Origin of the sequence: Mesorhizobium sp. M0816, from assembly GCF_040320005.1 — a bacterium.
Classification (GTDB): Bacteria; Pseudomonadota; Alphaproteobacteria; order Rhizobiales; family Rhizobiaceae; genus Mesorhizobium.
In genome coordinates this window covers 54,634-79,683 of the sequence record NZ_JAMYOT010000017.1, presented here as the reverse complement: position 1 = coordinate 79,683, position 25,050 = coordinate 54,634, and the positions used below count along the sequence as shown (strand labels likewise).

Annotated in this window: 24 protein-coding genes and 1 pseudogene; 12 read left to right on the top strand and 13 right to left on the bottom strand. The window is 62.4% G+C overall.

Annotation, left to right across the window (positions count from 1 at the left end; genetic code table 11):
* Positions 1 to 34 precede the first annotated feature (34 nt).
* Positions 35 to 1,228: an aq_1923 C-terminal domain gene (locus tag NKI17_RS24265; protein WP_352906900.1), complete on the bottom strand. Its 1,194-nt coding sequence runs from the start codon at positions 1,226 to 1,228 to the stop codon at positions 35 to 37.
* A 371-nt stretch (positions 1,229 to 1,599) separates the two neighbouring features.
* On the opposite strand from NKI17_RS24265, the gene parC reads away from it, so the two are divergent.
* Both parC and NKI17_RS24255 read left to right on the top strand, forming a co-directional pair.
* Positions 1,600 to 3,852, top strand: coding sequence for a DNA topoisomerase IV subunit A (parC, locus tag NKI17_RS24260; RefSeq protein WP_352755183.1), 2,253 nt, complete (start codon positions 1,600 to 1,602; stop codon positions 3,850 to 3,852).
* A 248-nt stretch (positions 3,853 to 4,100) separates the two neighbouring features.
* A complete protein-coding gene (locus NKI17_RS24255) occupies positions 4,101 to 5,321 on the top strand; it encodes an AI-2E family transporter (RefSeq protein ID WP_352621043.1) in 1,221 nt (406 codons plus the stop codon).
* On the opposite strand, the pseudogene NKI17_RS24250 reads toward NKI17_RS24255, so the two are convergent.
* From NKI17_RS24250 to NKI17_RS24240, 3 genes and pseudogenes are all read right to left on the bottom strand, one after another.
* Positions 5,309 to 6,206, bottom strand: a pseudogene (locus NKI17_RS24250) (DMT family transporter). The gene NKI17_RS24255 and the pseudogene NKI17_RS24250 sit on opposite strands and share 13 nt — an antisense overlap.
* 121 nt (positions 6,207 to 6,327) lie before the next feature.
* The gene (locus NKI17_RS24245) at positions 6,328 to 7,092 is read right to left on the bottom strand and encodes an arginyltransferase (RefSeq protein ID WP_352906899.1); all 765 of its coding nucleotides are present in this window, start codon (positions 7,090 to 7,092) and stop codon (positions 6,328 to 6,330) included.
* A 138-nt stretch (positions 7,093 to 7,230) separates the two neighbouring features.
* Positions 7,231 to 7,701: an RDD family protein gene (locus NKI17_RS24240; protein ID WP_352755185.1), complete on the bottom strand. Its 471-nt coding sequence runs from the start codon at positions 7,699 to 7,701 to the stop codon at positions 7,231 to 7,233.
* Positions 7,702 to 7,910: 209 nt separating this feature from the next.
* On the opposite strand from NKI17_RS24240, the gene sthA reads away from it, so the two are divergent.
* The 3 genes from sthA to NKI17_RS24225 all read left to right on the top strand — a co-directional run bounded on the left by sthA (position 7,911) and on the right by NKI17_RS24225 (position 11,107).
* A complete protein-coding gene (gene sthA, locus NKI17_RS24235) occupies positions 7,911 to 9,299 on the top strand; it encodes a Si-specific NAD(P)(+) transhydrogenase (protein ID WP_352622833.1) in 1,389 nt (462 codons plus the stop codon).
* Positions 9,300 to 9,448: 149 nt separating this feature from the next.
* Positions 9,449 to 10,657: an MFS transporter gene (locus NKI17_RS24230; RefSeq protein ID WP_352575868.1), complete on the top strand. Its 1,209-nt coding sequence runs from the start codon at positions 9,449 to 9,451 to the stop codon at positions 10,655 to 10,657.
* A 72-nt stretch (positions 10,658 to 10,729) separates the two neighbouring features.
* Complete coding sequence (locus NKI17_RS24225; protein WP_352636849.1) at positions 10,730 to 11,107, top strand: VOC family protein; 378 nt, start codon at positions 10,730 to 10,732, stop codon at positions 11,105 to 11,107.
* Between the two features lie 46 nt (positions 11,108 to 11,153).
* Here the strand turns inward: NKI17_RS24225 and NKI17_RS24220 are convergent, their stop codons facing one another.
* Positions 11,154 to 11,810, bottom strand: a complete 657-nt coding sequence (locus tag NKI17_RS24220; RefSeq protein ID WP_023674469.1) for an alpha/beta hydrolase — start codon at positions 11,808 to 11,810, stop codon at positions 11,154 to 11,156.
* Between the two features lie 215 nt (positions 11,811 to 12,025).
* On the opposite strand from NKI17_RS24220, the gene NKI17_RS24215 reads away from it, so the two are divergent.
* Entirely contained in the window at positions 12,026 to 13,201 is a 1,176-nt protein-coding gene (locus tag NKI17_RS24215; protein WP_023674470.1) for an OpgC family protein, read from the top strand.
* Between the two features lie 22 nt (positions 13,202 to 13,223).
* Here the strand turns inward: NKI17_RS24215 and NKI17_RS24210 are convergent, their stop codons facing one another.
* Positions 13,224 to 14,303, bottom strand: coding sequence for a LacI family DNA-binding transcriptional regulator (locus NKI17_RS24210; protein WP_352906898.1), 1,080 nt, complete (start codon positions 14,301 to 14,303; stop codon positions 13,224 to 13,226).
* A gap of 342 nt (positions 14,304 to 14,645) precedes the next feature.
* Here NKI17_RS24210 and NKI17_RS24205 point away from each other — a divergent pair, with 342 nt between their 5' ends.
* A complete protein-coding gene (locus NKI17_RS24205; RefSeq protein ID WP_023674473.1) occupies positions 14,646 to 14,789 on the top strand; it encodes a hypothetical protein in 144 nt (47 codons plus the stop codon).
* A gap of 69 nt (positions 14,790 to 14,858) precedes the next feature.
* Here the strand turns inward: NKI17_RS24205 and NKI17_RS24200 are convergent, their stop codons facing one another.
* Both NKI17_RS24200 and NKI17_RS24195 read right to left on the bottom strand, forming a co-directional pair.
* Positions 14,859 to 15,230: a DUF423 domain-containing protein gene (locus NKI17_RS24200; protein WP_023674474.1), complete on the bottom strand. Its 372-nt coding sequence runs from the start codon at positions 15,228 to 15,230 to the stop codon at positions 14,859 to 14,861.
* Positions 15,231 to 15,283: 53 nt separating this feature from the next.
* On the bottom strand, positions 15,284 to 16,543 hold the full coding sequence (locus NKI17_RS24195) for a multidrug efflux MFS transporter (RefSeq protein ID WP_023674475.1): 1,260 nt from the start codon (positions 16,541 to 16,543) through the stop codon (positions 15,284 to 15,286).
* Between the two features lie 197 nt (positions 16,544 to 16,740).
* Here NKI17_RS24195 and NKI17_RS24190 point away from each other — a divergent pair, with 197 nt between their 5' ends.
* Both NKI17_RS24190 and NKI17_RS24185 read left to right on the top strand, forming a co-directional pair.
* Complete coding sequence (locus NKI17_RS24190; RefSeq protein ID WP_023674476.1) at positions 16,741 to 17,403, top strand: GntR family transcriptional regulator; 663 nt, start codon at positions 16,741 to 16,743, stop codon at positions 17,401 to 17,403.
* A 96-nt stretch (positions 17,404 to 17,499) separates the two neighbouring features.
* Positions 17,500 to 17,757 (top strand): DUF982 domain-containing protein, encoded by a 258-nt coding sequence (locus NKI17_RS24185; RefSeq protein WP_023674477.1) that lies wholly within the window; start codon positions 17,500 to 17,502, stop codon positions 17,755 to 17,757.
* 51 nt (positions 17,758 to 17,808) lie between these two features.
* Here the strand turns inward: NKI17_RS24185 and NKI17_RS24180 are convergent, their stop codons facing one another.
* Entirely contained in the window at positions 17,809 to 17,967 is a 159-nt protein-coding gene (locus NKI17_RS24180; protein WP_023674478.1) for a hypothetical protein, read from the bottom strand.
* A gap of 113 nt (positions 17,968 to 18,080) precedes the next feature.
* The gene (locus NKI17_RS24175; RefSeq protein WP_023674479.1) at positions 18,081 to 19,124 is read right to left on the bottom strand and encodes an aldo/keto reductase; all 1,044 of its coding nucleotides are present in this window, start codon (positions 19,122 to 19,124) and stop codon (positions 18,081 to 18,083) included.
* Positions 19,125 to 19,404: 280 nt separating this feature from the next.
* Between NKI17_RS24175 and ppk2 the strand changes: the two genes are divergently transcribed.
* A complete protein-coding gene (ppk2, locus tag NKI17_RS24170; protein ID WP_352906897.1) occupies positions 19,405 to 20,325 on the top strand; it encodes a polyphosphate kinase 2 in 921 nt (306 codons plus the stop codon).
* A 49-nt stretch (positions 20,326 to 20,374) separates the two neighbouring features.
* Here the strand turns inward: ppk2 and NKI17_RS24165 are convergent, their stop codons facing one another.
* From NKI17_RS24165 to NKI17_RS24155, 3 genes are all read right to left on the bottom strand, one after another.
* Positions 20,375 to 21,022 carry a dihydrofolate reductase family protein gene (locus NKI17_RS24165; RefSeq protein ID WP_352571472.1) on the bottom strand — a complete coding sequence of 216 codons (648 nt, stop codon included), beginning with the start codon at positions 21,020 to 21,022 and terminating at the stop codon, positions 20,375 to 20,377.
* A gap of 400 nt (positions 21,023 to 21,422) precedes the next feature.
* Positions 21,423 to 22,454, bottom strand: coding sequence for a porphobilinogen synthase (gene hemB / locus NKI17_RS24160; protein ID WP_352906896.1), 1,032 nt, complete (start codon positions 22,452 to 22,454; stop codon positions 21,423 to 21,425).
* Between the two features lie 87 nt (positions 22,455 to 22,541).
* Complete coding sequence (locus NKI17_RS24155) at positions 22,542 to 23,366, bottom strand: DUF8605 domain-containing protein (protein WP_023674483.1); 825 nt, start codon at positions 23,364 to 23,366, stop codon at positions 22,542 to 22,544.
* Positions 23,367 to 23,511: 145 nt separating this feature from the next.
* On the opposite strand from NKI17_RS24155, the gene NKI17_RS24150 reads away from it, so the two are divergent.
* Both NKI17_RS24150 and NKI17_RS24145 read left to right on the top strand, forming a co-directional pair.
* A complete protein-coding gene (locus tag NKI17_RS24150; RefSeq protein ID WP_023674484.1) occupies positions 23,512 to 24,555 on the top strand; it encodes an enoyl-CoA hydratase/isomerase family protein in 1,044 nt (347 codons plus the stop codon).
* Positions 24,552 to 24,974, top strand: a complete 423-nt coding sequence (locus NKI17_RS24145) for a DUF6163 family protein (RefSeq protein ID WP_023674485.1) — start codon at positions 24,552 to 24,554, stop codon at positions 24,972 to 24,974. Before NKI17_RS24150 ends, NKI17_RS24145 begins: the two co-directional genes overlap by 4 nt.
* Positions 24,975 to 25,050: the final 76 nt, after the last annotated feature.

The window sequence follows — 25,050 nt, the reverse complement described above, 5'->3', positions numbered from 1 at the left end:
GGCATCGCTGCCGGGCTTTTGCTTGAAAGCTCGGTCAGTTTTCGTTCGCCGTAACCGTCACGCCGAGCGTTTTCGGCAGGTCGAGCGGGTTGGACATGGCGCCCGCCATGATCAGCGCGAACGGCACCGCTGCCGGCGGCTCGGCCGAGACCTCGATGCTTTGCGGGTCGTCGAGGAATTTGTTGACCGCGGCCGAAACCTGCGCGGTCAGTTCCGGATTGTTGAGCTGCGCCATGCCGAAGGGCACGATCGCCTTGGCCTGGTTGGCGATGTCCTTGCCGGACATGCCTTGCTGCTTGCCGGCATAATCGAGCACCTTTTTGGTCAGGGAATCGTCATCGAAGCGGATCGAGGCGCTGTTGACCGAAAGCTGCTGCAGCAGCCCGAGCATGGCCATGCCTTGCGCCGAATTGTCGGCGCCTTCGGCCTGCGCCGCCATCTTCTTCTGCATCTCCTGCAGTGATTTGATGACGTCCAGCGTGTAGCCGCCGAGTTCGAAGGTCATGCCGAGCGTGCCGGCATTGTCGACCGATATTTCGTATTTCGACAAGTCCATCCTGCCGTCGGTAGGCTGCCAGGTGCCTTCCATCTCAAGATTGCCTGTTATGTTTTGGTAGCCGAGCGCGTTGATGACTTCCTTGGACTTCGGATCTTCGACCAGGGTCAGGTCGGCAGCGAATTTTTCCGTAGTGCCGGAGAACTCCATTGCCTTGCCGTCGGCCGGCGGCGTGATCGCGATGGCAAGCCCGTCCATCGAGAAGGCAGTCTTGTCGGCGACCTTGACGGTCATGTTTTCGAGCTCGGCCGATTTGTACATCATCAGCGAGCCCAGCGGGCCGCTTGCGCCGTCGGCCGGAACCGTCATGTCGTGGATGACGAAGGGGCTGAGATTGAGCGTGACGCCATCTTCGCTGTGTTCGAACGGCGAAGTCGATACGGTCGCGATTTGATACCCGCCATTGGCTTCGGTCACGCCTTCGAGCTTGACGTCGCCGATCTTGAGCGCCTCCTTTTCGGCCGCCGGTTTGACGGCTACGCCTTGCAGAACCATGCTGGAGGTGTCGCCGGTCACTCCGGTCCAGGAGAGGTCGACGCCCTGGGCGGCGAGGGCAGCCTTCAGCCGGTCGGCAACCGCGGTATCCTGCGCGAATGCCGCATTCAGCGGCAACGTCAGCAAAAAGGTCGAAAAAGCCAGTCTTTTAATAAGTGTCGAGTGTCTGATCGTCATCGAGAGCTCCCCTGAGAGTGTCCTGAAATTCTTTTCAAATCGTCGCGTCGTCACCATTCGGTGACGAACTGGACCGGAAAAAGGCGGGCCTCGGCACAATGGTCGAAAATCGCGGCCAAAGGCAAACCCGATCCATCAGCCTTGCGATAGAAGCAGGATGTAACGGGTTGATGTTGGCCGGCGTCGTGACGCTTCCAATTCCTGTTGCATAATGGATGTCGCGCAAAAGTGTGCAGCGGGTTTTGCGATAACGGCATGTATCAAAACAAGGACCTAAAGCGTCGCATGGTGCCGGTCGAATGCGACTCGCTTTAGGAGGATGCATACCGGTGCCTCTTGCCGCGAATCACCCGCTCGGCTAGTGCCAGCCCATGGGAAAAAGGCTTTTGCCGCCCGAGAGTGGCGGCGGCGACAATATCGAGCCGGTCGATCTGAAGAAGGCGCTGGAAGAGCGCTATCTCGCCTACGCGCTGTCGACCATCATGCACCGGGCACTGCCAGACGTGCGCGACGGGCTGAAGCCGGTGCATCGTCGCATCATGCATGCCATGCGTCTGTTGCGGCTCAACCCCGACCAGGGCTTTGCCAAATGCGCCCGCATCGTCGGCGAGGTGATGGGCAAATTCCATCCGCATGGCGACCAGTCGATCTACGACGCGTTGGTGCGGTTGGCGCAGGATTTTTCGATGCGCTACCCGCTGGTCGACGGGCAGGGCAATTTCGGCAATATCGACGGCGATAACGCCGCCGCCATGCGCTACACCGAAGCGCGCATGACCGAAGTGTCGACGCTGCTGCTGGAAGGCATCACCGAGGACGCCGTCGATTTCCGCCCGACCTACAACGAGGAAGACGAGGAGCCGGCCGTGCTGCCCGGCGCCTTCCCGAACCTGCTCGCCAACGGCTCGTCCGGCATCGCCGTCGGCATGGCGACCTCGATTCCGCCGCACAATGCGGCCGAGCTCTGCGACGCCGCGCTTCACCTGATCGATCATCCGGATGCGCCCGTCACCAAGCTGATGGATTTCGTGCAAGGTCCGGATTTCCCGACCGGCGGCATCATCGTCGACAGCCGAGCCTCGATCCTCGAAGCCTACGAAACGGGTCGCGGCGGCTTTCGCGTCAGGGCGAAATGGAGCCAGGAGGACCAGGGCAGGGGCACCTGGAACATAGTCGTCACCGAAATCCCTTACGGCGTCCAGAAGGCCAGGCTGATCGAAAAGATCGCCGAGCTCTTGATGGCGCGCAAGCTGCCGCTGCTCGAGGATATCCGCGACGAGAGCGCCGAGGACATCCGCGTCGTGCTGGTGCCGAAGAGCCGCTCGGTCGATCCCGGCATCATGATGGAATCGCTGTTCAAGCTGACCGAGCTCGAAAGCCGCTTTCCGCTCAACATGAACGTGTTGTCGCGCGGCAAGGTGCCGAACGTGCTGTCGCTGAAAGGCGTGCTCAAGGAGTGGCTTGAGCACCGCCGCGACGTCTTGATCCGCCGCTCCAAGCACCGTCTCGGCGAGATCGAGAGGCGGCTGGAGATCCTCGCCGGCTATCTGATCGCCTACCTCAACATCGACGAGGTGATCAGGATCATCCGCGAGGAGGACGAGCCCAAGCAGGTGATGATGGCGCGCTGGTCACTCACCGACACCCAGGCCGAAGCCATCCTCAACATGCGGCTGAGGGCGCTGCGCAAGCTCGAGGAATTCGAGATCCGTGAGGAATTCAACGGCCTGAGCGGCGAGAAGAAGCAGATCGAGGCATTGCTCGCATCCGACGCCAAACAGTGGGCGACGATCAAGTGGGAAGTCGCCAGCATCCGTGAGAAATTCGGACCGGAGACCGAGATCGGCAAGCGCCGGACCGAGTTCGCCGATGCGCCCGAACATGACCTGACCGATATCGCCCATGCCATGATCGAGCGCGAGCCGGTCACTGTCGTCGTTTCGGAAAAGGGCTGGCTGAGGGCCATGAAAGGTCATCTGACCGATTATTCGACCCTGACTTTCAAGGAAGGCGACAGCCTCAAGCTCGCCTTCCATGCCCAGACGACCGACAAGGTGTTGGTCTTCACCACCGGCGGCAAGTTCTACACGATCGGCGCCGACCGGCTGCCGGGTGGGCGCGGCCATGGCGAGCCGATCCGCATCATCGTCGACATGGACAACGACCAGGACATCGTCACCGCCTTCATCCACGATCCCAAGCGCAAGCTGCTGCTGGTTTCGCATGACGGCAACGGGTTCGTCGTGCCGGAAGAGGAGGTCGTCGCCAACACCCGCAAGGGCAAGCAGGTGATGAACGTCAAGGCGCCCGACGAAGCCCAGCGCTGCGTGAGCGTCGCCGGCGACCATCTCGCCATTGTCGGCGAGAACCGCAAGATGCTGGTATTCCCGCTGGCCGAGATCCCGGAGATGGGGCGCGGCAAGGGCGTGCGCCTGCAGAAATACAAGGATGGCGGCGTCCTCGACCTCAAGACCTTCACGCTCGCAAGCGGCCTGTCCTGGCAGGATTCGGCAGACCGCACCTTCACCAAATCGCGTGACGAGCTTGCCGAATGGATCGGCGCCCGCGCCTCGGCCGGCCGCATGGTGCCGAAGGGTTTCCCGAGGACTGGCAAGTTCGGGTGAAGCGGTAATCTCCCCCCTTGAGGGGGAGATTACCGGCAGGCCAGAGGGGGCCCCCGCGCATGAAGCGCCAGCCTCCTTTGTTCGTGGTAAGGTCGCGTCAGGACGTCCCGACCCCCTCTGTCGCCTTCGGCGACATTCCCCCTCAAGGGGGGAGATTAGCAGCTCCACCCAAACATTTGGAATGTCGTCACGATTGCTGCACTATATCAGGGCATAAGCGATACGATCGGCCAGGGAGAGATAGCCGCTTGAAGGAAGTCAGGATCCAGAAGCCGGAGCGGCAGCAGCGTCTGTTTGGCCTGTCGACGCCGCTCAGGGCCGCTGTCATTCCGCCGCTGTCGGCGGCGCGCTGGCTCCTGGTGCTGATCGTTGCCGCCGGCGTTTATTTCTTCCACGGCTTCCTGTTCCCGGTTCTTGCCGCCCTGGTTATCGCCTTCGCCAGCTGGCCGCTCTATCGGCGGCTGCTCGCCGGCGTCGGCGGCAACCGCACCATCGCTGCGACGCTTGCGATCTTGTTCATCCTGACCTTCCTGGTGGTGCCGATCGCGCTTGCCGGCACCTACGCCATCAATGAGGTGCGCGAGTGGGTCAACTGGGCGATAGAGACCAACCGCTACGGTGCGCCGACGCCGCACTGGATCGCCACCATGCCCGTGGTGGGCGAATGGCTCAATGAACAATGGACGGTCAACGTTGGCCACCCCGGCGGTATCGGCGAACTGATCCAGCTGATCAGTGGCGCCAATATCGGCAGCATCTATCGCGGCGTGCTTGCCGCCGGCGGCAGCGCCTTCGGCCTTTTGCTGACGCTGCTATTCATGATGATCGCGCTGTTCTTCGCCTATCGCGACGGCGAGCATTTCGCCGGACAGGTCGATCGCCTCGGCGAACGCATCCTGCCGGCCAGATGGGAACGGATCTCACGCGTGGTGCCTGCGACAATCTCCTCGACGGTGACCGGCATGACCGTTATCGCCATCGGCGAAGGGCTGGTGCTGGGTATCGCTTACTGGTTGGCCGGCGTGCCGTCGCCGGTGACGCTCGGCGCGCTGACCGGCATCATGGCGCTGATTCCCGGCGGCGCACCGCTGTCCTTCACGCTGGTGTCGATCTATCTCGCCGCCAGCGGCTCGCCGATGGCGGGGCTGGCGCTGTTCATCTGGGGCGCGGTCGAACTCTTCATCGTCGACAAGACATTGCGCCCGAAGCTGGTCGGCGGGCCGATAAAGCTGCCCTTCCTGCCAACCTTTTTCGGCCTGATTGGCGGCGTCAAGACAATGGGCTTTCTCGGCCTGTTCATCGGCCCGGTGCTGATGGCCCTGCTGGTCGCAATCTGGCGCGAATGGCTGCGCGAAGTGGAACTGACCGATGAGCTCGCTGCCGCCGAACCGGCGGAGCACGATGACGCACCGCCGCAGATCGAAATTGTCGCCGGACGCGCCGCCGCGAAAAAGAATCAGGCCGGGTGACTGACGGCGAACGTGGCGCGGCGCTTGCGCCCCTCGTGCAACTGCCAGAGCGAATGGCCGATCAAGGTCATGATGAGGATCGCGCCGCCGATCAGGCTGTTGCGCGACGGTGTTTCGGCGAAGATCATCCACACCCAGACCGGCGCCAGCACGGTTTCAAGCAGGTAGAACATCGCCACCTACGGCCCGGAGATGTATTTCGGGCCGTTGGCGAGGCAGAAGAACGAGATCGGCATGATGACGGCACCGTTGAAGACGATCCACCATGGCGCGTTGACGTGAAAACCCACCTTGGAAACCATCAGGGTGGCGACGGCCAGCGGCAGGACCACTCCGATCAGCGCCGTGAAGCCCATATCCTTGCCGCTGGCGCGCGAGATGGTGATGGCCGCGGCGATCATGAAAGCCGAGCAAAGCGCCATCAGGTCGCCGAAGAGATGTCCGGTTCCAACGGAATCGCCGACAATGATCGTCACCCCGACGATCATCAGTGCCAGCGCTGCAAGCGTCAGGGGCCGTGGCCTCTCCTTCAGGAACAGCCATGACAAAAGGGCCGCGAACATGGTTGTGAACGCCAGGATGAAAACGAGGTTGGCTGTCGAGGTATTGTAGACACCGGTGATGAAGGCGATCGAGCCGAGCCCGTAGAGGCCGGCAACGATGAGCCCTGACCAGCCCGGCACAAGCTGCGGTGCCTTTGCGCTCAGCGAGCGCCAGGCGGCCCAGATGATAAGCGTGGCGACGAAGGTCGTGCCGGTGCGCAACAGCAGGATCGTCCACGCCTCGCCGTCGGCGAGCCGGGATCAGCGGAATGTCGACGGTCAGCGTCAGCCCGCCGATGGCGGTGATCAGAAGGCCTCTCTGGTGGTCGTTGTGGGAAGACATGCGGCAATTCTCGCGTAGGCTTGGAGGCGCAAAATTGACCGCCCGGTTTTCCAGCCGATCGGCCGGAAGCCCAGCGGCATCCTCCTCGAAACAACTTAAGAGTGAATACCGAAAGCGAAGATCAGCGCGAAACCGCTTCGTGATTGTAGCGTTCCCAGCCTTTCGGGCCGAGATGCTCCTGCGGCTGGAAGCGCATCTTATAATTCATCTTGCGCGAGCCGTTGACCCAGTAACCCAGGTAGACATGGGGCAGGCCCATCGCCCTGGCGCGGGCGATGTGGTCGAGGATCATGAAGGTGCCGAGCGAACGGTCCTCGAAGTCCGGGTTGAAGTAGGAATAGACCATCGACAGGCCATCGGCCATCTTGTCTGTGAGCGCCACGGCGATCAGCTCGCCCTGGCCCTCGCCGGTGATGAAGCTGTCAGGTCCGCGGCGACGGTATTCGATGACCTTGGTGTCGACATGGGTATCCTCGACCATCATGGCGTAGTCGAGCACGGTCATGTCTGACATGCCGCCACGGCGGTGGCGGGCGTCGAGATAGCTGCGGAACAGCGAATACTGTTCGGTGGAGGGTTCGGCGTCGTGCATGGCGCCGACCAGATCCGAATTATGCTGTATGACCCGTTTCAAGTTGCGGCTGGCGGTGAATTCCTGCGCCAGGATGCGCACCGACACACAGGCGCGGCAGGTCTCGCAGGCCGGCCTGTAGGCGATGTTCTGCGACCGCCTGAAACCGCCCTGCGTCAACAGATCGTTCATCTCGGGGGCCTTGTCGCCGACCAGGTGTGTGAACACCTTGCGCTCGAACTGGCCCTTGAGATAGGGACATGGCGAGGGCGCGGTCAGAAAGAACTGCGGCGACTGGGTCGGGTGCTGCGTCATCGAGCCTTGAAAACACTCCTGCGAATCGCTCTACCTTTGGCGCGGACGCCGAAAAATTCAACAGGATTGTGAAAGCCTGGTTGATTGGACGTCTTCACATTTGTGCGCAAAGGCTGCGGCCGCGCTTCAAAAGTCTGCTCAGCGGCCGCTGCGGCTGACGACGGTGCCGAGCAGCAGGTCGTGCAGCGTGCGCTTGCGGTCGGAAAACAGGCTCACCAGCAGGACGAGCGGCGAAAGGATGACATTGCCGGCCCAAAACAGCACCGAATGCACGACGGCGGTCAGCCCGTCGATGCGGCTGCCGTCGAGCCGGTCGAGCCGGATGCCCATCATCTTCATGCCGGTGGTGGCCTGGTCTCTACTGCCGAGCGTGTTCCAGATGTAGAGGATGGCGACGGCCGGCACGAGTATGGAAAACAGCATCCAGCCGAGGCCGAGCGTCAACAGCCCGAACAGGAACACCAGGATCGCGAATGGAATGGTGAGCAGCGCGACGATGAAATAATCGATGACGAAGGCGAGAATGCGCCGCGTGCGCACGCCTTCATAGACGCGGACGTCTTCGAGCCTGCTGGTGATGATATCGCCGTCGAGAACGCGAGCGTTCATGTCATTTCCTCGTAATCGAACCCGGGTTAATGCACGGGCCGCCTGTTGATGAAATGGTGAAGGTTCGCGGCGGAATCAAGATCGAGCCATTCGCCGCCGTATATGGTGACGGAGTGCCCGGCGTCGTCTGACTTGTTGAATTCATGGCGCGGATGGCGTTAGCTTGCTGCGGCGCAACAAAAGGTGCCGAGCCGAGGGGACGGGGCGACATGGACTACGACATGCTGGTCATCGGCAGCGGCCCATCCGGGCGCCGCGCCGCAGTGCAGTCGGCCAAGCTCGGCAAGTCGGTGCTGGTGGTCGACAGAGGCCGGCGTCTCGGCGGCGTTTCGGTGCATACCGGGACCATACCGTCGAAGACGTTGCGCGAGACGGTGCTCAACCTCTCCGGCTGGCGTGAGCGCGGCTTTTATGGACGCGGCTACCGCGTCAAGCAGGACATTTCGGTCGGCGATCTGGTCGAGCGCCTGCACAAGACGCTCGACCATGAGGTCGAGGTGCTGCAGCACCAGTTCATGCGCAACACGGTCAAGAGTGCGCGCGCCGCGGTAAAATTCCTCGGCCCCAACAAGGTCAGCCTGACCACCGACACCGGCGACTACAGCGAGGTTGGCTTCGCCCATGCGCTGATCGCGGTCGGCACCCGGCCGCACCGGCCGCACGACGTGCCGTTCGACAAAACACGGATTTTCGACAGCGATGAGATGCTGGAGCTCGACCGCCTGCCGCGCACGCTGACGGTGATCGGCGCCGGTGTTATCGGTGTCGAGTATGCGACGATCTTTTCGGCGCTCGACGTGCCGGTGACGCTGGTCGAGCCGCGCAATACGATGTTGGATTTCGTCGATCGCGAGATCGTCGACGACTTCATCCATCAGATGCGCGACCGCGGCATGACCATCCGCTTGGGCAGCGCCGTCAAGGAGATCGCCTCCAAACCCGACTATGCCGAGGTGATGCTGGCCGACGGCCGCACCATACGTTCCGAGATCGTGCTTTATGCTGCAGGGCGTACCGGCAATGTCGGCAGCCTGGGCTTGGAAACGGTCGGCATTGATGCCGATCCCAGGGGCCGCATCAAGGTCGATCCGCAGACCTTCCAGACCAGCGCGTCCAACATCTATGCCGCCGGCGACGTCATCGGTTTTCCGAGCCTGGCCTCGACCTCGATGGAGCAGGGCAGGGTGGCCGCCTGCCATGCCTTCGGCGTGCCCTTGCCGCCGCCGCCCGAAACCTTTCCCTACGGCATCTACGCCGTGCCGGAAATCTCCACCGTCGGGCAATCCGAGGAGCAGGTGCGCGAGAGCGGTGCTGCCTACGAGGTCGGCGTGGCGCGGTTTCGCGAGACATCGCGCGGCCACATCATGGGCGTCAACACCGGCTTCCTGAAGCTTCTGTTCTCGATCGAAACACGCCGTCTGCTCGGCGCCCATATTGTCGGCGAGGGCGCGACCGAACTCATCCACATTGGCCAGGCGGTCATCAATCTCGGCGGCACCGTCGACTTCTTCGTCAACAACACCTTCAACTATCCGACGCTGGCCGAAGCCTACAAGATCGCCGGGCTGGACGCCTGGAACCGCATGGGGCGGGCGTAGACCATGATCCCGAATCGAAGGACCGCTTGGGCATCGGTTTTGCTGCGCGGACCTTCGGGATGGGGGCAGGACACTCAGCAGTGGCGCATTGCAACCGACATGGTAGCCGTTGCGTTTCAGCCAAACGGATTGCCGAACAGGGCAAAGCAATGACTGGGCCAGCGCCAAGGAAAACCTTCGCCTGGATTTCCCGAAATACGGTGCTTCTGGCGCTGGCGAGCCTGTTTGCCGACATTTCGACCGAGATGCTTTATCCGATCCTGCCGATCTTCCTAACCCAGACCCTGCACGCAAGCGGGAGCGTCGTCGGTCTGGTCGACGGAATCGCCCAGGCGACGCAGAACATCGTGCAAGGTTTTTCGGGCTGGCTCTCGGACAGGCTTCAGAAGCGGAAACCGATAGCCCTCATTGGCTATTTTCTGGCCTCTATCGCCAAACCGCTGATCGGCGTGGCCACAGTGTGGCCGATGGTCCTGGGCGCGCGGTTTGTGGATCGGCTCGGTGCAGGTTTCCGCTCCGCTCCGCGCGACGCGCTCCTTGCTTCGTCCGTGGCCGACGAGCACCGAGGCAAAGCATTCGGCCTAGAAGGCATTGGCGACAATCTGGGAGCGTTTCTGGGGCCACTGCTCGCGGTGCTGCTTCTCATCGCGCTCAAAGTCGATATCCGCTGGATCTTCTATCTCGCGCTCATTCCCGGTCTCCTCGCCTTCCTCATGGTGGTGTTGGTGCACGAGCAGCCACTGGCCGTAGCCGCAAAGGCCAAGATCGACATCAATCTGCGGCAGTTTCCCAAAGCCTATTGGACCTATCTCTTGGTGACAGCTCTCTTCGGCATCGGCAATTCGAGCAATGCGTTTCTGATTCTGCAAACACAGGATATCGGTGCCTCTTTGGAGGCAACCATTCTTATCTATGCAGGCTTCAATCTCGTTGCGGCGCTGATTTCCTACCCGGCCGGCTTTCTATCGGACCGCTTCGGCCGCAAGGGCGTGTTACTGTCGTCCTTCGTCATCTTCCTGATCGCCTATCTCGGCTTCGTCTTGACCCGGAACATCTATCTGATCGGGCTGCTTTTTGCCTTCTACGGGTTCTATCAAGGCATCTTCCGCTCAGTCGGCAAGGCATTCGCCTCGGACTTCGTGCCGCAAGAGCTGCGTGCCAGCGGCATCGGCTGGTACAGCACCACGGTCGGCCTGCTGGAACTCGCGGCAAGCGTTGTCGCCGGACAGCTCTGGGATCGTGTAAGCCATGAGGCGGTGTTCATCTACGGCGCTGTCTTCGCCGTGGTCGGCAGTGCTGGTCTGCTTGCCCTGATCCCCTGGCGAACCGACGGTCATAGTGTGTCGGCGGCGTCGTAGTGCTGCCGGGGCGTTGCCGATGATGAGCAGCCTTTAATAAAACGTTCTACTCAAACTGAAAGGTCCCCGGTCATGACGCCCGTCAGTGTTCGCTATATTGTCGACGATGTCGCCGCTTCCATCGATTTCTACGTGAAGCATCTGGGCTTTGCCATTGAACGGGATGCGCGGCCGGCTTTCTGCTCGGTCACGCGCGGCGATCTGCGGCTTCTGCTGAGCGGGCCGGAGAGCTCGGGCGCACGGGCGATGCCGGATGGCCGCCGGCCGGTGCCGGGAGGGTGGAACCGCATCCTGCTGGTGGTGCCGGATCTGAAGCAAGAGGTTGCGCGCCTGAAGGGCGCCGGGCTCGCCTTCCGCAACGATATCATCAACGGCGTCGGCGGCTCGCAGACCCTGCTCGAAGACCCGTCCGGCAATGCGATCGAGCTATTCCAGCCCGCCGCACACTGACATTCGATGGTCGGGCCCGCGTTGTGCGTGCGCTCAATCCGCTCGTTCAGCGGTTGCCTGACCCCGCCAGCCACTGCCTGACGATTTCAGCATCCGCGTCGCCGATTTCATGGCCGGAGGCAATGGTGTGGGTCTCGACCTTGGCGCCATGCGAGCTCAGTAGAGCGGCCAACACGGGGGCGAAAGGCGCGTAGGTCAGGTCGGCGGCGCCGGCGACGATCAGAGCCCGCGCCTTCGACAGGTCGGCCGGCGGCACCTCGTCGAGCACCGGCATGGGGCGCAGCAATGCAGCGCGCTCGATGAGGCCCGGATGCAGCGGCATGACGCTTGAAACCAGATTGGCGCCGTTCGAATAGCCGAGAAAGGTCGCGCGGCGGAGATCGAGGCTGTGGCGCTTCGCGACGCCGGCGACGAAGCTTGCAAACGCATCTGCCTCCGCGCGGATACTTGCCTGCTCGAATCGCGTCGGGGTGATTCGCGTGAACCAGCGGAAACCGTCCTCCTGAGGGATGCGGCCACGGACCGTAACCAGCGCCGCATGCGGCGCGATTTGCCGACCAAGCGGCAGCAAGGTCGTCTCGTCGACACCCGATCCATGCAACAGGAACAGCCAGTCACCGGGTAAATTGGCGGATCGATGGAGCCGGTAGAAAAAGCCCGAATTCTCCTGCAAAATACCGTCTTCGAGGCTTTGCTCGGCCATAGTCACATCCTTTTGATTCCGCGTTACTTTCGTTAATTTGCCGGCTTCAAAACGGAATATTTTCAAGCTCCGCGAAAGTTGATTGAACCGGGCGCATTTCAGTCCGTTTCTTTGCCGATATAATCCCCGCGGGGGGATCGAAGCAGTGTGCGCCGGGTGGTCGCCCGAGGGATCGCATGCCGGGCATGAACAACCAGCTTTAAGGCCTTTTATCGATGACCATGCCAGTTTCGCCGGAACGCGATACGCGTATTGATGTGTTCCGGGCTCTCGCCCTCCTGACCATATTCGTCGACCACGTGCCTGGCACCGTTTTCGAAACCCTGACCTACAAGAATTTCGGGTTTTCGGATGCGGCCGAGGCCTTCGTGCTGATCTCCGGCATGTCCGTCGCTCTCGCCTACGGCACTAAGTTCCAGCCGGGAAACCGGCTGATTGCAACACTGAAAATGTGGCGCCGCGCCGGTGTGCTCTATGTCACCCACATCGTCACGACGATGGTGGTCATGGCTATCTTCTGCGCGGCGGCGGTGTTTGCGAAACGGCCGGATCTTCTGACGCTGATCAACATCGAGCCGCTCGTCAGGAACCCGCCACAAGTCCTGGTCGGCATCGTCACGCTCGGCCATCAGCTCGGTTACAACAACATACTGCCGGTCTATGCGGCGCTGCTGTTGATGGCTCCGGTCTTCCTGCTGTTCATCAGCTACCGGCCACTGGCGGCGCTCGCAGTATCCGCAGCCCTTTGGCTGATTGCCGGAATCTACCAGATCGCGCCGCCGAACTACCCGGAGCCCGGCTTCTGGTTCCTCAATCCGCTGTCATGGCAATTGCTGTTCAATATCGGCATGGCCAGCGTGTTGCATGTGCGGCGCGGCGGCACCATCCCTGTCAATCGCTGGCTGGTCGGCGCGGCCGCCGCCTATGTGCTGACGGCGCTCGTCTGGGTGCACAGCCCGCTGTGGGGGCATGTGTCGTGGCTCGACCTGCCGGTGGTGCTGACCGGTTTCGACAAGACGTTCCTGTCGTTGCCGCGGCTGCTGCACATCCTGGCGATGAGCTACCTAGTCGTCGCCTTGCCTTTCGTCTCGAACCTGTTCCGCACCGGCCGCGACAATCCGCTCGCCATATTGGGCAAACGCTCGCTGCCGGTTTTCATTGCCGGCACGGTGATTGCCATGGCGGCGCAGGTGATGAAGCTGGTCAACCCGGGCGGCTTTGCCTATGACAGTCTGCTGCTCGCCGCCGGCATCGCCATGCAGTTCGCGCTCGCCTTCTATCTGGAATGGCTGTCCGCTATCGGCTGGTCCGGCAAGGGCAAGCCGGTCCGCAACGAGGCGCCGCCGGTCCGTCCATCCTTTGGCATCGGTCCGATGGCGGCCAATCGATAAGATTTGGAGCCGATCTGCCCAGTCAACCTGTGCCTGGCGGCGGCCCGGACGACGCCCTGACGACAAGTTCGACGCCGAGCGTTTCTCGCCGCACCGTGCCGTCGAAGTCGAGGATTCTTCGCGCTGCCCGGCGGCCGATCTCGGCGATCGGCTGGGCGATGGTGGTGAGCGGAGGCTCGCAAATTGCGGCTTCAGGCACGCCGTCGAAGCCGACGACGGAAACATCGCGAGGAACCGCGATGCCCCGCGCGCTGAGCCATTCCAATGCTTCCATCGCGACCCGGTCCGACATCGCCAGGATGGCGGTCGGCGGTTCTGCCGAGGCGAAGAGGGTTTCGAGGCCGGCCTTTGTGCTGGCCTCATCGTTTTCAGTCTCGTAGACCGGCACCTTGGCGGCATCGACGCCGAACCGGGAAAGCTCTTCGAGATAGCCGAGGAGGCGGTCACGGGTTCCTGTATAGACTGCGGTCCGGACCTGCTCGGGCGAGACAAGTCCGGTGCTGTCGTCGGCGAAGGCCAGCGACAGCACGGCGAAGCGGCGATGTCCAAGTTCCGCCAGATGGCGCGCCGCGAGCCGGCCGCCGGCAACATTGTCGACGCCGATCGCGGAGACCGTGGCGTCCTGCGAGCCGAGCTCGAGCGCGACGAAGGGGAGCTTGCGTTCGCGCGTCAGCTCGACGAGGCGCGGACCGCCCTCGATGCAGAACAGGATGAAGCCGTCGACCAGGGCGCTCTGGATATTCCAGGCAAGTTTTTCCTCGTTGCCGGCCGACACGAGGGCTATTCCCGCGCCGGTGGCGTCGCATGCCTCCGAGATGCCGGCCATCATCACGCGCGCAAAGGGGTCGTCGAAGAAATAGGACAGCGGCTCGGTTGTGGCGACGCCGATCGCATTGACCTTGCCGGCGCGCAGCAGGCGGCCCTTTGGATCGGGGCCGGCGTAGCCCAGCGCCTCGGCCGCCGCCTTGACGCGCTCGCGGACTTCCTCACGCACGATTTCGGGACGGCTGAAGACATTGGAGGCGGTGCCGTGTGATACGCCCGCGGCTTTGGCGATGTCCGCCAGCCGGATGGGCCTCCTGCCTTCGGTGAGTGATGCCATTTGTTTGTCTCCGGGACTCCGGTCCAACAGTATCGCCGACTACCTAACACCTTCGTTGGATCGATTCAAATTTTTGCTTGACATTTGTGGTGCGATGCGTATTCTTTGAATCGATCCAAGAGCGTTTTTCGTCCCCATGCACCCCGTCAATTATCTGTTCGAGGACATTTACCGGAACGACTGGAGCATCCGTTCGAGCGCGGAGGCCCGGAAGCGGCGAGACAGGACCGGTCCGTGGATTCGCGACCTGGGTTTCCTCGTAGGACGCAAGCGGAGCTGATCGGTGGCCTATTTTTGTGCCCGCTGATTGGATCGTTTCAAAAAACTAGAGGAGATTAAGCCATGCACCCGATCAAGCATCTGTTCGAAGACATCTATCGCAATTATTGGGGCATCTCGCCGGCCACCGAACGGCCGGAGCGGCGGCGTGTAGTCAAGACGACCAACAGCGATGGCCAAGTCCGGCCCGAACGTCCGCGAGACTGAGCTGGCAAGACAGAGCTCGTGGATCGAGGGCGGCTGGCGAAGGAGCAGCGGCCGCCATTGGTTGCCGCATCAATGGCGGCGCGGGCGCACCAGCGCCGAGGCGGCCATCATCAGCCAGCCGCCGATGAGCAACGTGCCGCCGATCGGCGCCGACATCGGGAACAGCCGCGAGCCAAGGAAGTCGCGGGCCAAAAGATCTCCCGAGAATAGCAGAAGCCCGACGAGAAGGATGAGGCTTCCGGTTCGCAGGATGCTATTGCCACCGAGCAGCCCGACGGTAAGGAAGACCGGCGCATGCAAGAGCAGGAAGGATGCGGCCGTACCGACGAAAGCGCCGCCGAGATGTGCCGCCGCCGCCGAAAGCGCCACGCCGGTTGCGCCGCATAGGCCGCCGGCAAGAACCAGAATGCGGCCGCCTGCCGCGTGTTCATCCGTGCTCATTTCCACGCCTCCGTGATTCCTGGCGACCGCCTGAGATAGTGCCGCGAACCGTGTCAGGATTTGCCGGCTTCCGCCAGCATGTCGCGTTCGCGGCGCGACTGGACCAGCCAGTTATAGGCCGCTCCGCCCGCCATCAGAATGGATGTGCCGAGAAACACCGAGCGCATACCGAAATGGCCGCCGGCGAAGCCGCCGAGCAACGGTCCGGCGACCTGCCCGACATATTGCGCCGAGATCGACAAGCCCAGTACGTTGCCGCCGACCCCGTCGGGCACATTGTGGCGGATGACGCTGGTGATGCAGGGCAAAAGACCGCCAAGCGCCAGGCCCATCAGGAAACGCAGGCCGACGAGTTGCCAGCCCTGGGTAACGAAGGCCTGCGGGATCAGCAGCAGCGCCGAGACGGCGAGTGCGGCAACGATGACGTTCCAGTGGCCGATACGGTCGGCGAGCTTGCCGAGCCGCGACGCCGACAGGATGGCGCCGAGCGCTGCCGCGGACATGACGATGCCGGAGACCAGCGTGACCTGGCTCTGATCTTCGATGAGCTGCTGGACATAGACGGTGATGATCGGCTCGATCGACATGGTGGCGAAACTCAACAGCATGCCGGTCGCCAGCATGGCGACGACGGGGCGCTTGTCGGGAATCTGCGACCAGCCGTCTTTCACTTTTTCTTCTGACGCGGCCTTGGCGGCAACCGGGCGAGGGGCCTCCTTGATCAGCAAGGTGGTTGCCAGAAAAGCCAGGAAAATGACGCCGCCGGCGAGCAGGAATGTGGCGCGGATGCCAATCAGCGGCGGCAGCGCGCCGCCAAGCAGCGGACCGACCAGGGCACCGGCCGTGATTCCGGCCGACAGCACGCCCAGCGCCCAGCCGGAGCGATCCTTCGGCGTCTGCATGGCAACCAGGATGGTCGAGCCCGAAGAATAGCCGCCGGCAAAGCCGATCAGCAGGCGCAAGAGCACCAATTGCCAGACGGTCTGCACCATGCCGGTCAGCGACATACACAGCGCCATGCCGAAACTGGCTCGCACCAGCATCAGTTTGCGGCCGTAGCGGTCGCCTAGCCGCCCCCACAGGGGCGCGACCAGCGCGGCAGCAAGGAAGGTGGCGCCGTAGGCGATGCCCGACCACTGCACGATCGCCGCATGGCCCTCGGCGCCCAGCTGCTCGACGTAAAGCGGCAGGAAGGGCAACAGCAGCGTCATCGCTACAAGCGTGCTGAACGAGCCGGCAAAACACACGGCGAGATTGCGGCGCCAGTGGACGTTGTGCGTGCCTTGCATGGCGAGGGCGGCGTCTTGCGGCATGTCATGTCCTGTCCGGCCAGCTTGCATGAAACTTGCTACGGATACCAATTTGGGATACCAAGCTGGTATCTGTCATGAACGCAAGCCCCGTCGCTGTCAATGCGGGCCTCTCAAACATGATCGACAAAGGCCGGCGTGATCGGCCAACGCCGGCCAGTGATCCGATTGCCGGAACAAATGACCTGAACGGAACGCCAATGTCGCAGATGCAGAACGTCGAAAAGCAGCTTCGCGAGATGATCCTCGGGCTCGAGATCGGTCCCGGCGAGCGGCTGACGGAGCGCTGGGTCGAAAGCCGCTTCGGCGCATCGCGCACGCCGGTCAGGGCGGCATTGCTGCGGCTCGAGACTGAAGGCCTGATCTGCCGCGACGGCCGCGGCTGGACGGTCTCGCCCATCAATCTTGCTGAACTCGAGCAGATCGCCGTCTATCGCGAGGCGGTCGAGGTCGCGGCACTCAGACTAACTTGCACCTTGCAGGACAGAAGTGCCGTCGAAATCATCGAGGCGATGCTCGATTCTTGCGACGACAAGACGCCGCGCGAGGAATGGCATCGCGTCGGCAGGGATTTTCATATCGAGCTGGCACGTCTATCCGGCAACGAGTTCCTGTTCAGAGCGGTTCGCGATGCGATGACGCGCCTGTCGCGCGCCCGCTGGCTCGAGGTTCGCGACGAGGCAGCGCTTGGCCGTGCCTGGGCCGAACACCATGCCATTCTGTCGGCGGTGCGGGCCGGCGATGCCGATAGCGCCGCCCGCCTGCTTTCGGCCCATATCATCGGCAGCCGCGACCGGCTGGTGACCTCGCTGCGCAACGACCGGCGCGGCCTGCGCGCCCGGGGATTTGCGGTCGTCGCTTGAGTGAGGATCGGCTGCCATTGATCACGAAAAGAGCAGATGAGCGAAGAATGCTACTTTCGGTCTCGCTTCGCAAATGCCGATGGCGTAAGAGCAGCGATGGAAAACAACCGATTTGACACACCCGTGACCGTCAAGGGCGCGGCGGGAAGCAATCAGCTCTTGCGTACGGCCCGCGAGGCTTCCGACTACCTCCTCAACAATTGGCCCGGCAAGCGCAGCCCCAAGCACCGCGAAGCGTTGCAAGCCTGTCATGATGCGCTGGCCGGCGACAAGCCGGCCATGAACGCAAGACGGGCCTTCATTGCCGCCGCTCGTGAAGTGAACGTCTTCGTCAGCGACAAGGCGCCCGCCTGAGGCATAGCGGGATTTGACCGAGGCGCGGACCGCCTGACAGGCCGGGCGTCATCACTCGGCCGTTTCGGTTTTGGTTTGGGACTCTCTCTCGCCCTCGGGCTTCGATCGCTCCTTGGCTGCGACCTTGGCAGCCTGCTTTTCCGCCTTCTTGGCAGCCTTCTGCCGGTCGCGTTCCTTGCGTTCCTGACCGTAGTTCGGTGCTCGTGCCATATCGTTTCCTTTCATTGTGCTTGGCCTTTGCCTAGGAGCATTGGACCGCAAACACAACAGCGCAAGGCACGATCGGGCTCCATATCTCCGCGCAGTCCGGAGAGCCCGGCTTTTCAGGCGCCGTCGCGGTCGAGGACGAGATCGGCCGGACCGAACCGGTCCTTTGCGGTGAACTGCTGGTGCCAGTAGGGATAGAGCACGGGCGGCCTGCTGACCGCATCGAGGCGTGTGCGCTCCTCATCGCCAAGCACCAGGCTTGCAGCGGCGATATTGTCTTTGAAATGCGCTTCGGTTCGTCCGCCGATCACCAATGAGCTGACGGCGGGCCGGCCGAGTAGCCAGGCAAGCGCCACCTGCGCTGCCGACACGCCGTGGTTCTTGCCGATATCGATCAGCACGTCGACGATCCGCCACAGCCGGTCCTCGTCGCGGATCGGCGGTTCCGACCAGCCGCTGAGCTGGCGGGCGGTCGGCTGGTCACGGTGGTATTTGCCGGACAGCAACCCGCCGGCAAGCGGGCTCCAGACCAGCACGCCGAGCCCCTGGTCGACCGAGATCGGCAACAATTCATACTCGGCCTCGCGCGCTTCCAGCGTGTAGTGGATCTGCTGGGTGACGAAGCGCGGCTGGTGATGATGATCGCTGATGCCAAGCCCCTTCATCACCTGCCAGCCGGAATAATTGGAACAGCCGACATAGCGGACCTTGCCCTGCGCGACCAGCGTGTCGAGCGCGGCGATGGTTTCCTCGAGCGGTGTCAGGCCATCCCACTCGTGCAGGAAATAGATGTCGATGACATCCGTCCTGAGCCGCTTAAGGCTCCTTTCGCATTCGCGGACCAAATGGTAGCGCGACAGGCCTTCATCATTGGGGCCTTTGCCGATCCGCATGCGCGCCTTGGAGGCGATCAACACGTCGCCCTTGCGCTTGCCGCCGAGCGCCTCGCCGATGATCTCTTCCGACACCCCGTTCGAATAGACGTTGGCGGTGTCGATGACATTGACGCCGGCATCGATGCAAAGGTCGATCATCCGACGCGCCTCGTCGAGGTCGGTCTTGCCAACCGCCGAAAACGCGCCGCCGCCGCCGAATGTCATGGTGCCCATTGTCAGGGTCGAAACCTTCAGCCCGGAACGGCCGAGAGTGCGGTATTCCATGTCGTATCCTCACGATTTATCGGGAAAGGGCGTTGCAAACGACAGCCCCTCAGTGAACCGGGCATTTGTAGGATAATTCGTTCCGCTTGTCGCCCGCCCCGCAGGGCAAGCTCGATCACATCTTGCGGATTGAACGCATAGCCAGCGCAGTAGTGGCTGCAATAAAACCGTCATTGCCGGCCTATACTAACATCGGTCCAGCGCTTCGATTTCCGGCCGCCGGGCCGGGCGGCAGAGCGCCTGACAGCGGCCGGCAAGGCCTGTAAGCGGAGCAGCGCAAATGACCGAGATAAAACAGAATTCCCCGGCCAGGGACTGGCTGGAAGCGGAACTCGCCGACACGCTCGACGAAGATTATGAGCTGGAAATCTCGGAGCCGGTGCTGTCGATGGAGATCGCCAAGATCTACAAGAATGCACATCCGCCATCGATCGACCGCCTGCAGTATTTTCGCGATCTCATCACGCTGCAATCCGAATTGATCAAGCTGCAATCCTGGGTCGCCTATCACAAGAAGAAGCTCGTCGTGGTCTTCGAGGGCCGCGACTCGGCGGGCAAGGGTGGTGTTATCAAGCGCATCACCCAGAGGCTTAATCCGCGCATCTGCCGCGTCGCAGCACTTCCGGCGCCGACCGAGCGCGAGAAGTCGCAATGGTATTTCCAGCGCTACGTTCCGCATCTGCCGGCCGGCGGCGAGATCGTGCTGTTCGACCGCTCCTGGTACAACCGCTCCGGCGTCGAGCGGGTAATGGGCTTTGCCCAGCCGGATCAGGTCGAGGAGTTCTTCCGCGACGTTCCGGAATTCGAACGCATGCTGGTCCGCTCAGGCATTACGCTTGTCAAATACTGGTTTTCGATCACCGACGAGGAGCAGCAGATGCGCTTTTTGATGCGCATCCATGACCCGATGAAGCAATGGAAACTGTCGCCGATGGATCTCCAGTCGCGCGTGCGCTGGGAGCAGTACACCAAGGCCAAGGAAGAAACGTTCGCCCGCACCAATATTCCGGAAGCCCCGTGGTTCATCGTCGAGGGCAACGACAAGAAGCGGGCACGGCTGAACTGCATCGACCATCTGCTCAAGCAGATGCCCTATGAGGAGGTGCCGCACGAAGAGATCACACTGCCGGAGCGCGTCTTCAATCCCGAATACGAGCGCCAGGTACTGCCGCGCGAACTGTATGTGCCGGAGAAGTACTGACTAAAGCGGCGAGGAAGGCGGCGCCTCCATGGCGGCGCCCTGCAACAAGCTAGGTGCGCTCGATGATGACATGCGTGGCCTTCGGCGTCGCGACCTGCTCGCTGCAGCGATAGCCGAGCTTGGGCATGTCGATGCCGGCAAAAAGGCTCTCGCCGGCGCCTAGCAGGACCGGTGAGATCGCCAGATGCATTTCGTCGATGAGCTTTTCCTTGAGATATTGCCGGATCGTAGAAACGCCACCGCCCAGCCGTACATCCTTGCCGTCAACCACTGCTTTCGCCTTCTCCAGCGCTGAGTGGATGCCGTCGGTCACGAAATAGAAGGTCGTGCCGCCCTCCATGACAATGGGATCACGTGGATGGTGCGTGAGCACGAAGACCGGCACATGGTAGGGCGGGTTGTCACCCCACCAGCCTTTCCAGCTGTCATCCGGCCATTCGCCGCGGATCGGCCCAAACATGTTGCGGCCCAGGATCCACGCGCCGATATTTTTGAAGCTGCGCGCGGCGAACGCCTCGTCAGTGTCCGTGGTCCCGCCATCCTTGCCGAGGACCATCTTGCGGAAGGTGCGGGTGCCGAACATCCATTCGTGCAGGGCTTCCCCGCCAACACCCAGCGGGTTCTTCAGGTCTTGGTCGGGACCGGCGCCGAAGCCGTCGATCGACAAGGTGAAAGCGCTGACGCGAAGTTTGGACATGAGAGCCTCCTCGATAACCAATTGTGAGATGCAAGCAGTTATCGGGGTAGCTTAACTGATTGCATTTTGCAAGCGGTATTTTGAATCGCCGGCGGGGCAATCGCTTCCAAATCATGTTGGAATAACTAATCTCAATGTCGGCGCCGCCCGTCATCCGCCTGCCGGCAGCTTCTCCCTGTATAGTGACGGGGAGAAGGGGCTGGCCGCAACGTCGATATTTTTGCAACGCTGGAGATTGGTGAAATCTTTTACGAACGCGTCTTTCTCCCTGCCACTTTACGGCGAGAAATGCCCGGCAGGGCAACGAGGGGCAGCGTAAACTTGAAGCGATGTCCTGCGGCGTTCCATGTCGCGCTTTGGACGAACGAACACTACTCGATGTAGACGCTACAAAGGCGCATCACCCCTTGAGCATCGCCGCCACTTCGGGCGCAAAGTAGGTGAGAATCCCGTCGCAGCCGGCGCGCTTGAAGGCGAGCAGCGATTCCAGCATCGCCTTTTCGCCATCGATCCAGCCATTGGCGGCGGCGGCCTTGATCATCGAATATTCGCCCGAGACCTGATAGGCGAAGGTCGGCATCTGCAACTCGTCCTTGAGCCGCCGGATGATGTCGAGATAGGGCAGGCCGGGCTTGACCATCAGCATGTCGGCGCCCTCGGCGAGATCCTGCTCGGCCTCGCGCACCGCTTCGTCGGAATTGGCGTGGTCGATGTAATAGGTCTTCTTGTTGCCCTTGAGCAGGCCGGCGGTGCCGACCGCCTCACGATAGGGGCCGTAAAAGGCGGATGCGAACTTGGTCGCATAGGACATGATCGCCACATCCTGAAATCCATTGGCGTCGAGCGCATCGCGGATGGCACCGATCCGGCCGTCCATCATGTCCGAGGGGGCAATGATGTCGGCCCCCGCCGCCGCCTGGATGACTGCCGCCGCCGTCACCTGCTCCACCGTTTCATCATTGACGATAATGCCCTCGCGCAAGATGCCGTCATGGCCATGCGAGGTGAAAGGGTCAAGCGCGGCGTCGGTGATGATGCCGATCTCCGGCACCGCGTGCTTGATGGCGCGGGTGGCACGGTTGATGATGTTTTCCGGATCGAGGATATGCGAACCGGTCTGATCGCGCAGGCCGAGCTCGACATTGGGGAAAGTGGCGATCGCCGGAATGCCAAGTTTGGCCGCTCGCTCAGCCTCCTTGACGGCGAGGTCGAGCGACAGGCGGAACACGCCGGGCATGGCGGCAATCGGTTCGCGCACTTGTCTGCCGTCGACGACGAAGATCGGCCAGATCAGATCGTCGACCGACAGCCGGTTCTCCTGGACAAGGCGGCGCGACCAATCGGCCTTGCGCATGCGCCGCAGCCGCCGGCTGCCGGTGATCTCGTCGACGCTGCGCGCGCCGGCAGGCTTTGCAGGGGTGAATTTGTTCATCGCAAAAACTCCGGATCGGGCGGCTTTTACCACGAGCTTTCGCTGCTGACCAATGCGACACGATTGTGCCAGCGGTCCTGTCGGGCGCTATTCTGGTTGCCCATTGCCCGATAGGATCTGCGCAGCACCCCGCATGGCGACGCGGAATGCCTCGTCGAAGCTGACGCCGCGCACTTGCCAATTGTAGCTCTTGCCATTCAAGGCAAGCCGCCAGTCGGCTATCCAGCCCAGTTCCTTGTCGCTCCAGACGATACTGCCGGCGAGCGCCTGGTCGGCTCCGGCCTTCCTGGCAAGCTGGTCCAGCGTCGTGATATCGGCATGGCGCAGGGCCTGGTCGTTAAGCTTTGAGGCCGATAGCAGCGACGCTTCGGGAAACACAATCCGCATGACCAGCGGACCGGTGGCGTTGACGAACGATTCGCGCATCGCCGCCCCGCGCTCATCGTCGGCGGTCAGCACGAACTGCCTTGTGCCTTGCTCCGCCGCCAGGAAAATTACCAGGCGTGGCCGCTCGCCAAGCCATGGTTTGCTGCCGAGCGTGGCAAGCACCGGATCGATAACGTCAGGCCTGTACAGACAAGTGAGATCGTGCGGCCGGTCATGGGTGCCCTGTTCGTCATGGACCGGAATGCCTTCGAGACGGTCGCGATAGCGGAATTCGGCAACGAAGCTGCCGGCCTTGTCGCGCAGCGCCGCCATCTCAGTTCTCTTCGGCAGCCGCTGATCGCCGGACACACGAACCAGCACCGCATCGAGGCAGGCCTTGAAACCGATCTGCCTGTTGACCTCGCCCTGGCCGGTGACGATGGTCTGCGATTGATAGAGCTCGTCGACGGTTCCGGCCGATACGGGAGGAGCGTTCGCAGCGATCAGGCCGACCACCACAACAGCAAGGCGCGGCAACCAAGGCATGGTTCAACCTTCCGGTTCAAAGCGCCAGCATTAGCACTGGGTGACGCCGACGACCATGCAGCGGATTGGGCGCCGCCATTGACGCGGCCATGCGCCACGCTTTAGCACTTCACTCCCGGCGGGCGCGGGGAGGGATTCTCTGGCGATGGATTTTGGCGGAGGCGACGAGATTCGCTTCGAAAGATTGGGCAGGGCCGGCGTCGTCACGCTGACGCGGCCGCAGGCGCTCAATGCCGTAACCCACCGCATGGTCAAGGCGCTGGACAAGGCGCTGCGCAGTTGGGAGCGCGACGACGGCGTCGACGTTGTCGTCGTCAAGGCCGAGGGCAGGGCATTTTCGGCGGGCGGCGACATCCTCCACATCTACGAAGCCGGCCGCGCAGGAAGGCCTCCGGTCGATTTCTTCGCCGATGAATACCGGCTGAATGCCCGCATCGCCCGCTTCAAGAAACCCTATGTCGCGGTGATCGACGGCATCGTCATGGGCGGCGGCGTAGGTATCTCCTTCCATGGCTCGCAGCGAGTGCTGACCGAGAACGCCCAGTTTGCCATGCCCGAGGTCGGCATCGGCTTTTTCCCGGATGTCGGCGCCAGCCATCTGTTGCCGGATCTCGGCGGCAGCTTCGGCATGTATCTGGCGCTGACCGGCAACCGCATCCGCTATGGCGATGCTTTGTGGTCGGGCCTCGCCACCCATACGATCAAGGCGGAGGGCCAGGCCGGCTTCCTCGACCGTCTGGCGGAAAGCGGCGACCCGGAATCGGTGCTGCGCGGCTGCTTCGTCCCGGCCAGGCGCGAGACCGACAGGCCGACGCTGGAAGCCATCGCCCGGCATTTCGCGCAGCCGTCGCTGGCCGATATCGTCGCTAGCCTGGAGCGGGCAGCCGCTGCCGACGAGTTCGCGGCAAAGACGCTGGCCACCATCCGCACACGTTCACCGACCAGCTTGCATGTTGCATGGCGCCAGATCAGCGCCGGGCAGACGTTGTCGATGGACGAGTGCATGAAAATGGAGTTCCGTATCCTCAACCGCATGCTTGCCGGGCACGACTTCTATGAAGGTATCCGCGCCGCCATCATCGATAAAGGCTCGACGCCGCAATGGCGGCCGGCAGGCATCGATGACGTCAGCGCCGCCAACGTCGACGCCTATTTCGCACCGCTCGGCGAACGGGAACTGAAGCTGTGAGCGAGGTCGCCTCGAGACGCGTGGTGCTGCAGCCCTCGACGATCGAGGTCATCTTCGCCTGGTTCCAGCGCGTCATCGCCGGCTACTGTCTGCTGTTCGGCATCTTGTACTGGATCCGGCTGATCGGCTTTTACCCCGGCCCGTTGTGGCGCTTCGACCTGATGCCGGTGCACTGGCAGGTGGCGGCGGTGGTGCTGGCGGTGTTTTTTCCGTTCGCTGCCGCCGGCCTCTGGATGCTGGCGTCCTGGGGGCCGGTGATCTGGTTCATCTGCGCGGTGACCGAGTGCGTCATGTATGCCGGCTTCCCCGAGCTGTTCGGCCACCGGCCGCTGATCGTCGCCTCGCACCTTGCGGTGGCGCTGCTCTACATAGTGTTCCGCGTGGTGATCTGGATCCAGAAGCGGCAACCCCGGCGATAGCAATTCCGGCCAGGATCGTTGGCTAAATCTTTAGGTTAATTATCCTTGCTGGGGTGACCGTCCGTTAAGCCTCTTT

Excerpts from the sequence above, each read along its gene's own strand:
- NKI17_RS24210 (WP_352906898.1), bottom strand. The coding sequence starts at position 14,303 with ATGGCATCACTCACCGAAGGCAGGAGGCCCATCCGGCTGGCGGACATC.
- parC (WP_352755183.1), top strand. The coding sequence starts at position 1,600 with ATGGGAAAAAGGCTTTTGCCGCCCGAGAGTGGCGGCGGCGACAATATC.
- NKI17_RS24200 (WP_023674474.1), bottom strand. The coding sequence starts at position 15,230 with ATGAGCACGGATGAACACGCGGCAGGCGGCCGCATTCTGGTTCTTGCC.
- NKI17_RS24265 (WP_352906900.1), bottom strand. The coding sequence starts at position 1,228 with ATGACGATCAGACACTCGACACTTATTAAAAGACTGGCTTTTTCGACC.
- ppk2 (WP_352906897.1), top strand. The coding sequence starts at position 19,405 with ATGACCGAGATAAAACAGAATTCCCCGGCCAGGGACTGGCTGGAAGCG.
- hemB (WP_352906896.1), bottom strand. The coding sequence starts at position 22,454 with ATGAACAAATTCACCCCTGCAAAGCCTGCCGGCGCGCGCAGCGTCGAC.
- NKI17_RS24155 (WP_023674483.1), bottom strand. The coding sequence starts at position 23,366 with ATGCCTTGGTTGCCGCGCCTTGCTGTTGTGGTGGTCGGCCTGATCGCT.
- sthA (WP_352622833.1), top strand. The coding sequence starts at position 7,911 with ATGGACTACGACATGCTGGTCATCGGCAGCGGCCCATCCGGGCGCCGC.
- NKI17_RS24215 (WP_023674470.1), top strand. The coding sequence starts at position 12,026 with ATGACCATGCCAGTTTCGCCGGAACGCGATACGCGTATTGATGTGTTC.
- NKI17_RS24205 (WP_023674473.1), top strand. The coding sequence starts at position 14,646 with ATGCACCCGATCAAGCATCTGTTCGAAGACATCTATCGCAATTATTGG.
- NKI17_RS24185 (WP_023674477.1), top strand. The coding sequence starts at position 17,500 with ATGGAAAACAACCGATTTGACACACCCGTGACCGTCAAGGGCGCGGCG.
- NKI17_RS24175 (WP_023674479.1), bottom strand. The coding sequence starts at position 19,124 with ATGGAATACCGCACTCTCGGCCGTTCCGGGCTGAAGGTTTCGACCCTG.
- NKI17_RS24180 (WP_023674478.1), bottom strand. The coding sequence starts at position 17,967 with ATGGCACGAGCACCGAACTACGGTCAGGAACGCAAGGAACGCGACCGG.
- NKI17_RS24195 (WP_023674475.1), bottom strand. The coding sequence starts at position 16,543 with ATGCCGCAAGACGCCGCCCTCGCCATGCAAGGCACGCACAACGTCCAC.
- NKI17_RS24150 (WP_023674484.1), top strand. The coding sequence starts at position 23,512 with ATGGATTTTGGCGGAGGCGACGAGATTCGCTTCGAAAGATTGGGCAGG.
- NKI17_RS24225 (WP_352636849.1), top strand. The coding sequence starts at position 10,730 with ATGACGCCCGTCAGTGTTCGCTATATTGTCGACGATGTCGCCGCTTCC.
- NKI17_RS24165 (WP_352571472.1), bottom strand. The coding sequence starts at position 21,022 with ATGTCCAAACTTCGCGTCAGCGCTTTCACCTTGTCGATCGACGGCTTC.
- NKI17_RS24230 (WP_352575868.1), top strand. The coding sequence starts at position 9,449 with ATGACTGGGCCAGCGCCAAGGAAAACCTTCGCCTGGATTTCCCGAAAT.
- NKI17_RS24190 (WP_023674476.1), top strand. The coding sequence starts at position 16,741 with ATGTCGCAGATGCAGAACGTCGAAAAGCAGCTTCGCGAGATGATCCTC.
- NKI17_RS24220 (WP_023674469.1), bottom strand. The coding sequence starts at position 11,810 with ATGGCCGAGCAAAGCCTCGAAGACGGTATTTTGCAGGAGAATTCGGGC.
- NKI17_RS24245 (WP_352906899.1), bottom strand. The coding sequence starts at position 7,092 with ATGACGCAGCACCCGACCCAGTCGCCGCAGTTCTTTCTGACCGCGCCC.
- NKI17_RS24240 (WP_352755185.1), bottom strand. The coding sequence starts at position 7,701 with ATGAACGCTCGCGTTCTCGACGGCGATATCATCACCAGCAGGCTCGAA.